The sequence below is a fragment of the Helicobacter salomonis genome (assembly GCF_017979425.1).
Lineage (GTDB): Bacteria > Campylobacterota > Campylobacteria > Campylobacterales > Helicobacteraceae > Helicobacter > Helicobacter salomonis.
This window is the reverse complement of the sequence record NZ_JAERIS010000002.1, coordinates 79125-87614: the sequence shown is the minus strand read 5'-3', so window position 1 is coordinate 87614 and position 8490 is coordinate 79125. Positions and strand designations below refer to the sequence as shown.

The 8490-nt window shown below is 43.4% G+C and carries 8 protein-coding genes and 1 rRNA gene; 3 read left to right on the top strand and 6 right to left on the bottom strand.

Features of this window, described 5'->3' with window-relative positions:
* The 6 genes from KCO92_RS00985 to KCO92_RS00960 form a co-directional block, all read right to left on the bottom strand.
* A 23S ribosomal RNA gene (locus tag KCO92_RS00985) occupies nt 1-261 on the bottom strand; the annotation flags it as partial.
* A 292-nt stretch (nt 262-553) separates the two neighbouring features.
* Entirely contained in the window at nt 554-2149 is a 1596-nt protein-coding gene (locus KCO92_RS00980) for a BspA family leucine-rich repeat surface protein (RefSeq protein WP_233710428.1), read from the bottom strand.
* A gap of 645 nt (nt 2150-2794) precedes the next feature.
* Nucleotides 2795-4615: a flagellar hook-associated protein FlgK gene (gene flgK / locus KCO92_RS00975; protein WP_104695096.1), complete on the bottom strand. Its 1821-nt coding sequence runs from the start codon at nt 4613-4615 to the stop codon at nt 2795-2797.
* Between the two features lie 9 nt (nt 4616-4624).
* Complete coding sequence (locus tag KCO92_RS00970) at nt 4625-5053, bottom strand: hypothetical protein (protein ID WP_104695097.1); 429 nt, start codon at nt 5051-5053, stop codon at nt 4625-4627.
* A 63-nt stretch (nt 5054-5116) separates the two neighbouring features.
* The gene (locus tag KCO92_RS00965; protein WP_104695098.1) at nt 5117-5332 is read right to left on the bottom strand and encodes a flagellar biosynthesis anti-sigma factor FlgM; all 216 of its coding nucleotides are present in this window, start codon (nt 5330-5332) and stop codon (nt 5117-5119) included.
* Nucleotides 5333-5388: 56 nt separating this feature from the next.
* Nucleotides 5389-5577, bottom strand: coding sequence for a hypothetical protein (locus KCO92_RS00960; RefSeq protein WP_104695099.1), 189 nt, complete (start codon nt 5575-5577; stop codon nt 5389-5391).
* 76 nt (nt 5578-5653) lie between these two features.
* Between KCO92_RS00960 and KCO92_RS00955 the strand changes: the two genes are divergently transcribed.
* The 3 genes from KCO92_RS00955 to KCO92_RS00945 are packed head-to-tail and all read left to right on the top strand — an operon-like array spanning nt 5654 to nt 8488.
* The gene (locus tag KCO92_RS00955) at nt 5654-6805 is read left to right on the top strand and encodes a peptidoglycan DD-metalloendopeptidase family protein (protein ID WP_104695100.1); all 1152 of its coding nucleotides are present in this window, start codon (nt 5654-5656) and stop codon (nt 6803-6805) included.
* Nucleotides 6805-7407: an NUDIX hydrolase gene (locus KCO92_RS00950; protein ID WP_104695101.1), complete on the top strand. Its 603-nt coding sequence runs from the start codon at nt 6805-6807 to the stop codon at nt 7405-7407. The genes KCO92_RS00955 and KCO92_RS00950 overlap by 1 nt, the downstream gene beginning before the upstream one ends.
* Entirely contained in the window at nt 7400-8488 is a 1089-nt protein-coding gene (locus tag KCO92_RS00945) for a plasminogen-binding N-terminal domain-containing protein (RefSeq protein WP_104695102.1), read from the top strand. The genes KCO92_RS00950 and KCO92_RS00945 overlap by 8 nt, the downstream gene beginning before the upstream one ends.
* The last annotated feature ends 2 nt before the right edge of the window (nt 8489-8490 follow it).

Sequence of the window (8490 nt, the reverse complement as noted above, 5' to 3'; positions counted from 1 at the left end):
CGGTTTGCCCTTTTCCCCTTTCGCTCGCCACTACTCAGGGAATCTCGTTGATTTCTTTTCCTCTAGCTACTGAGATGTTTCACTTCGCTAGGTTCGCTCTCTATAATAGAGTAACTTACATTGCTGTAAGTTGGGTTGCCCCATTCGGACATCTGCGCCTCAACGCTTCTTGACAGCTCCACGCAGCTTATCGCAGTCTAGTGCGTCCTTCATCGCCTCTACTACCCAAGGCATCCACCATCCACTCTTAACATCTTGTTTGTTTCAGTTAGCATATCCGCTAAACTGCCTTGATAAGATTTCTACCGCCTTATTGAGTATAATTCTTTGGCTTTGTAGTTTTTACCTTTACATAGGCTATTGACAATAATAAGTCAAAAAACACTAAGCAAACATCTCTCAAGCAACACCACTTTTAAGGAGGTGCTTTTAGATACAAACCTGCAAAGACACCCTTAAAGAGGCTTTCAAGCCATTCGCATTTGCTTAGGCAAAAGCGCATTATATAGCTGGAAAGCTTAAGAGTGGCTGAAGGGGTGGGGGTAGTGAAAAATTATGTGCAATCAAGGTCTCTTTCTTGATTGCGCATTTTCATTCCGACAGCATGGTAAAACATGCAACGGATATTGGCTTGGTGTAAATGCCAATTGCTAAGGTCCTGGTTAAAACTTTGGGTGTAGGCGAACATTTTATACATGTTGACTACCTTTTTAGTATTCCAGCTTGAGAGTTTTTGGTTAAAACTTTTAGCATAAAAAAACATCTGCTGCATGTTTGTAACATGGCCGGTATCCCACGTGTCCAAGGGCTGATTAAAAGCAAAAGAGCCATAGAAAAGATAGGACATGTTTGTAACATGGCTGACATTCCATGTCCCAATAGGTTGATTAAAAGCAGTGGCATATTTAAACATGCCTTGTAGGTTAGTTGCGTTCACTGGATTCCAGTGCGTGATATTGCCATTGAAATTATAGGTCAGACTGAACATATAGCTCATGTCTTCAACATGACTCACATCCCATGCATTAAGATTTTGGTTAAAGTGTTTGCATCCATAAAACATGAAACTGGTATCTTTCACATGCTGCATTTCCCATGCGTCTAAGGGGCGGTTGAATGATCCAAGTGCAAACATAGCCTTCATGTTCTCTACACTGCCCGTATCCCAATTGTTTAAAGAAACTTGTACCTCTCTGCCCATGAATAGCCCTTCCATGTTCTTCACATGGCTCACATCCCAAGTCTGGATACCCTCTAAATCCGTGCGCCCCTCCAGGGTATGACAACGATTGTAGAACTCCAGAATTTTAGCGTATTCACTATCCTGCACTTCCCACAAAATGCCACTCTTAATGGGGAGTTGTTGGAGTCTTGTATAAATATTTTCTTTATTACAAAACAAGTAGCTCATATCTTCGATCAGCCCCGTGTTGATAGTCTCTAGTGCTACATTTGGATCGTGCAAAAGATTAATTAATTCTTGTTTTGTCTGGGGGTAGTGTATAAAAGTAAAAAGGTTAGAGGGGATGTGCGAGGCACCTGAGGTATTTTTGATCTGAGTACCTAGAAACATGCCCTGAATCCTAGCCTGTGCCAAATTTTTCCACATCTTAACATTTTGGTCAAAGCGTGTGGCATCAGCGAACATATAGCTGAAATTTTGACGAGGTTTGTGGGCACGATTCCAGCGATTCCAGCGATTTAGGGGTTGGTTAAACGCCTTGGCGCGGTAAAACATGTAACTAAAATCTACACCACTGGAAGTGTTCCATGCGTTTAGAGGTTGGTTGAAACTAGTCGCATTAGCAAACATGTAACTAAAATCTACACCTTTAGAGGTATTCCAATGCGCTAAAGGCTGGTTAAAATTGATGGCATTGGCGAACATATAGCTGAAATTTTTAACATGCGCTGTATTCCAGCGTCTTAACGAATGGTTGAAGCGTACTTGATTCATGAATAATCCCTCCATGTTCTCCACACGGCTAACATCCCATGTTTCAATACCGCTAAAATCTTCCCGATAGGGTGTGCAAATGCCTTTTTTCTCCAAAGGAGTCTGTAGGCAAAAAAGATAACTCATATCTGTAATATGGCGTGTGTCAATCTGTGACAGTGAAGTATTAGGGTCTTTTAAAAGCTGTTGCAACTCAACTTTACTTTTGGGAGTAAAGATAAGGCGAGCGTGTAACAACGATCCCAGAAACGGAAAAGCTAAAGAGAAACTTATTAGTAGACTCTTTTTAAAAGACATCACAACAAACATGCTCACCTCAAAATGAACAGGGCATATACGACCATGCCATGGTATGGCGTAGCTCCGCATATTAACATGGGCTCTCTTAAAAAAGCAATAGTATCTGTATTTGTTAATACGAACAAGTCTATTTTTTTCGTATTCTAGTGAGTATTCGAATAATATAATAGCATTATGATTATGTGATAGATTATGTGATAGATTATGTGATAGATTATGTGAAAAACCATGGTGCACATATCTTAGATTTTTAAGTCATGGTTGCACATGTTACTTTATTATACAATTTGTGTAACCCACCAAATAGCATTGTCATTGACTAATCCTCAGCTATACAAGCCTGGCACAGCTAAAGTAAGGCATTGTCGCAGTTACTTTAATAAAAGCTTTTTTAAAATCAGTCTAGGCTTTGTGGTTGAGCTTGAGTTTAATTCTGTAGGTCAGCGGGAAACGATCCTGCGGGTACTCAACAAGTCTTTTGTGTTAGTGCCTGTTAAGACACCTCAGCTAGGAGGTCACTCCTCTCAGGAATGTGTTTCATTGCTTCATACCTAGAAGGGTTTCAATCATGCGATCGATGGCGGTGATCACCTTAGCGTTAGCTGCATAGCCTCCCTGGTATTTAATGAGATTGACCATCTCCTCATCACTATTCACTCCAGAAATCGCATCGTGTTCTTTTTTGACAACACCTAAAATGGCTTCCTTACTTTCTAACGCACGCTGAGATTTCTCGGCTTCCGTATGGATTTTGCCAGCCACAAACTGGTAAGACTCCTCGATGGTCATGGGTGTATTGTTGAGCTTATTGTGGTAGAAGTCTACCTTGTCGTATTGGAGCTGCTGCATCATGTTTGCTACATCAAAGTTCCCATTGATGGGGGCTAACCAAGGGCGCAGGGCAGTGGGTTCTTTCTTATAGGTGGTGTTGAGCGCGATGTTGCGCGCGCTATCCCCCTCAAAAAAAGTATTAAGTCCTAAAGCCCCTGTGAAATTACTCCCATGGTCTTTAATTGAAACAAAAAGTCCTTGGGAGGGATTTTTAGCTTGGATACTAAATTGTTTAGCCTTGTTGTCAAAATGTGCGATGAAGTAATCGTCAAAATCGTTCATGGTGTTGTTGTCGTGATTATCGTCCGTATTGGCATTGATTTGGGCGATCACATCTTGCATAGTGGTAATAGGAGTGATATGAATCGTTCTCTTGGCTAACACCTGCCCATCTGTATTGTAGGCCACCACATCGAAGCTCCCCTCTTTGATATTGTAATTGGTATCTTTGAGTGCGGTGCGATCTTGAAACTCCACAATCTTGCCCTCAACACTGTGGGCTGCGCTCTGGGCGTAGATAGCGTTTGTGGATTCGATCAAACCTTTGGCAAAGATATCCAGTGCATCCAAATAATTCTGCAACTTGCCCTTAGTAGTGCCATGCGAACCATCATTGTAAATCCCCATGAGCGCGCCTACCTTGCCCTGATCGATTTTATCGGTGATATTGAGCACTTTGAAATCATCCCCTCTAAAGTAAATTTGGGCGAGCTGATTTTTATTGTCGCTATTTTCCACCACCAATGGGTGAAAGATGGCCCCATCCACGATGTTAAAGCCATAGCCTATATTCAACACATACCCATCGTCAAAATCCGCCACCTTGATGTCATTAGCCGAATTAGTTTGCACATGCATTTTAGACACATTCCCCCCGATGAGTTCTTTGAGATGAAATTCTAAGGCATCGCGCTTATCCCTGAGCTCATTAGCCTGTTTGAGAGTTTTAGGGTCTTCCATTTCTTTGAGATGTTTGTTGATATTGGCGATCTCTGCCCCAATGCGATTGACCTCTTTGACAGAACTGATGAGTTCTTGGCTTGCCTTGTGTTGCAAAGTAACCAAACGCGCACGGGTATCCTGGATATTGCGCGTGAGAGTCTGGGTCTTCTGGGCTAGGGCTTGCTTGGTAGCGGGGTCTTTAGCATTCTTGGCTAAATCTTTCCAGGCATTGAAATATTCTTGTAAATCGTTATGGATTCCCACTTCTTCCATATCTGAAAAGTAGGAGGACGCTTCGCGCAAATTATCAAATTGGGTGCTATAGAAAGCATGTTCTTGATTAGCTCTGGCATAGCGTGCAAAGACAAACTCATCATGCACGCGCTGGATAGTTTCCACATTCACGCCCATATTCACATTGCGATCAGTGTAAGCAAGACTATTTTGAGGGCGTGCAATCACACGCTGGCGGCTGTAAAACTCATCATTGGCGTTGGAGATATTATTACCCGTTACATCCACCATCACCTGATGGGCTTGCAACCCGGTATACGAAGTATTGAGGGAAGAGAGGATACCGCCCATGCTGATCCTTTAAGCCTGCACTTGCAGAAAACTACTGCTTACGGTGCGCTGATTGTAGTAACCCGTACTTTCATGGGGGACGATCTGCTGTAACAGCGAAGAATAAAACTCGGATACCGCAAACACAACTCGCGCATAATCCGCATTGAGCTCTTTAAGATGTTCTAAATGTGCGCGCATATCTTTCAAGCATGCATTACTGGCATCATCCAAGAGCTCTGTGAGAGGTGTGCTGGGATTTTTTTCCATCAAGTCAAGCATGCCCTGATCGAAGAGGGCTTTACAACTCTCAAAAGACTTGACACGCTCTTGTTTTTGAGTATTGCGCGCGAAAATCGCCTCGTGTTTAGCAAGTCTGACATCTTCGAGGTCTTGTAAAGTTAAATCGATTAGGGTTTGCAAATCCTCTAAGGACTGCTGGAGATAAGTAGAAAGCATGCGAGCTCCTAAGGCGCAATCTCATACCAAGCGCCCAAGAAGCCTTAGAGCGTCAGTATCGCCCTAGCCAAGCAAAGTTTGTGCCATTTTATGCGAGGTATTCTCCAAATCTACCTTGTAATGCCCCGCTTCAAGAGACTTTTTGATTTGGGCCACCTTGTCTGTAGCAGCCACTTGTTCGGCATGGTGTTTAGCGCTCTGCTGAGAAGCACGCACACCGCTATGATTGACATGAGAGAAAGAATTGAAAGAAGCGTGGCTACCAACAGATTTAACCATGGTCTATCCTTTCAAGAATTTTTCTACCATATCGACCGACTGCGTAAATTTTATAGTCACTGCATGTGTTTTTCCAATTCTTTGCGCAATTCAGTCGCAGTGGCGGGGCGTCTTTTTTCCCCACTATCTTGAAAATTCGTACCAGAAGATTTAAAAGCAAAAACCAAAAGGGAGAATAGCACGCCACAGAAAACTAAAAAAACGATGGTGGGCACCAACCAAAGCTCAAGGATAGAGTTTTTCATAGATCCTCCATAGGAATAGAATTCGTATAAGCTATTATAGACTATAATGGTGAGTTTACGCGTATTTTAAGGGAGAATGATGGTTCGACTGATTTGGACATGGTTGGCGTGCCTAGCGTGTAGCTATGGGGCAATTGGGGAACGCTTGGCATGGGATAAAGGTGCGACACTACTAGGTTTCCTGGATAAAAATGGCATCGATTCCAGGGTTTACTACGATTTGACGCTCCAAGATAAAGAATTGGGTGCGGAGATTCGTGCAGGTGTGTCCTACTACACTTTGAGAGATGATCAAGGTGTCCTTTTACAGGCCCTGATTCCTGTGAGTGAAACCGTACAGTTGCGCCTATCTAAAGAAGAAAAACGCTATCGCATCGATTTTATTCCTATCGTTTTCAATAGTGTGCAAAAGACTTTGAGCTTGCGTGTGCAAAAATCCCCCTACAAGGATATTTTGAGAGTTACAGGAAATGCTAGACTTGCTCAGGAATTTGTGGATATTTACAAGAAAACAATCGACTTCAGACGCGCCGTGATCAAAGGTGATCAGCTCATCGTGATCTATACAAGGAAGCATCGTTTAGATCGCCCTTTTGGTTTCCCCAATATCCAGGCGAGTATGCTGGAGACAGCGCGAAGACCTCATTATGTTTTTGCTTATGAAGGGAAGTATTACGATGCGCAAGGTAAAGAGATTATGGAATTTTTTTTAGAAACCCCCGTGCGTTATTCCAGAATTTCTTCCAAATTTTCTCATGGGCGCATGCACCCTATCTTGAAACAAATGCGTCCTCACTATGGTGTGGATTATGCGGCCAAATTTGGCACGGCTGTTCACGCGGCAACAGAGGGGAATATAACTTTCATGGGTTATAGGGGAGGGTATGGCAGAACGATTGAAATCAAATACGGCAAGGAGTTGCGTCTGCTCTATGCGCATTTGAGCGCATTCGCACCAGGTTTGAAATTACACGGCTATGTTAAGAGAGGTCAACTGATTGGCAAAGTGGGTAGCACGGGTTTGAGTACAGGACCACATCTGCATTTTGGAGTTTACAAAAATGATCGCCCTATTGATCCCCTAGGGCGTATCCGCACCGCTAAAAACCAACTCAGTGGCAAGGATAAGGAACACTTCGCGCGCTTCATCCGTCCTTATCAGGATGTCATCAGAGATACACGATCCTTTGAATACGCGCAACAAGAAACTCTCAAGATTACTTACTGATGGTGCGTTATTCCAGCATTCAGGTTGTGGAGTGTGCACACTCACCCTATATCCGACCTCAGAGCGTTCTCTATGAAGAAAACGGGGTACATAAGCGTTGGGATATGATTCATGTGCACGACAGTGTTGCCGTATTGCTCTACCATGTAGAGTTGCGGCATTATGTAGTTGTGAAGCAATTTAGACCCGCCGTATACGTGAATGCACATCTATGTAGGGGTGAAGATATGGATGGCTACATGTATGAGCTGTGCGCGGGACTTGTGGATAAACCTCACAAAACTTTAAAACAAATTGCGTGTGAAGAAGTCTTAGAAGAGTGCGGTTATGCCATCACGCCAGATATGTTGGAATCCATTGGAGTTTTTCACTCGGCCACTGGCATTAGTGGAAGTAAGCAGAGTATGTTTTTTGCGCGTATCCGCCAAGCCAACCAACGCCATGCAGGTGGAGGTGTGGAGGGAGAGTGCATTGAAATTGTGCACATCCCATACGAGCAAGTGCGTAGCTTTGTGGCAGATACACACATCCCCAAAACGATAGGGTTGGGCTATGCCTTAAATTGGAGTGTTGAAAAAATAAAGGATGATTGTCATGATTAGACGCTTGTGGGTGGTATTTTGTCTGGTAATGACAGGGATACTTGGAGCCCAAGAGTGGAGTGCCGCTCTCAAAATCAATATTGATGCTGTAGATAAGCTCAAAAAGCTCGTGCGTTTTCAGGCTTACGACTTAAAGGTGGGAGAGAGTGGGTATATTTTAGCTAAACTCACAGATTATAATGTCATCGTCGCACAGATAGAAGTGGTGCGCGTCCATGATGGGGTAGCTGTGGGCAAGTATAGTCCCTACAGCGTGATGAAGCAGCGCCATCTGCCCACGCCTAGAATGGAGCCCAAAAAGGGTTATTTAGCCATCTTTAGAGAGTTCAACCACCAAGCCTTTCTCATCGCACCAGATGCGCAACTGTATGATCAGATTAAAGACAATTACAAGGATGTTGAGTTCATCAATTCAGATCTGTTAGTGGCATTTTTGAATGGTTTTGATCCAAACGCGCGGAACTTAAGAAGAGCCTGTGACATCTACAGCGCAGGTCTACTCTACATTGTAAGCACGGAACATTTAAATATTCTGGACTGCCAAAGTTTTGCCATTCTAGAGAGTCAACATTTAGACACATCGCAAGCCACCCGTAGTAGCACTCCATTTTACTCTCGGGTAGAGGGGATAGACAAGGGTACCTTGGGAAAATTCTTTGGTGGAGGAAAGGCTAAGCATTATTTTTCTTTCTACGACAATTTGCTCAAACAAGAAGCGCAAAAAAACTTGGCTAAAGCGCGCGAAAAAGAGGATAAATTCGAATTCAAAGAGGACATGAAAAAGGCCAAAAGCGCTGAGGAAAAAAAGGCTTTGAAGAGAGAATTAGAGCAAGAGCTCAAAGCAGATGAACTAGTTGCTCCTGAAGAATCTCCGCAGGAGCGCTTGGAAGAAAAATCCCTAGATGCCTCCAGTCAGGAAAAAAAGAAAGAAGAGGCGATTGAGGAGAAAAAAGCGCGCAAAGCGCGAATTAAGGCCGAAAAAGCGGAAGAGCGGGCCAAAAAGAGGGAAGCTAAAGAGGCTAAAAAACGCGCCAAAGAGGAGGAAAAACTTCAAGAAGAGCAAAGCCAACACAAGGAGTGAGT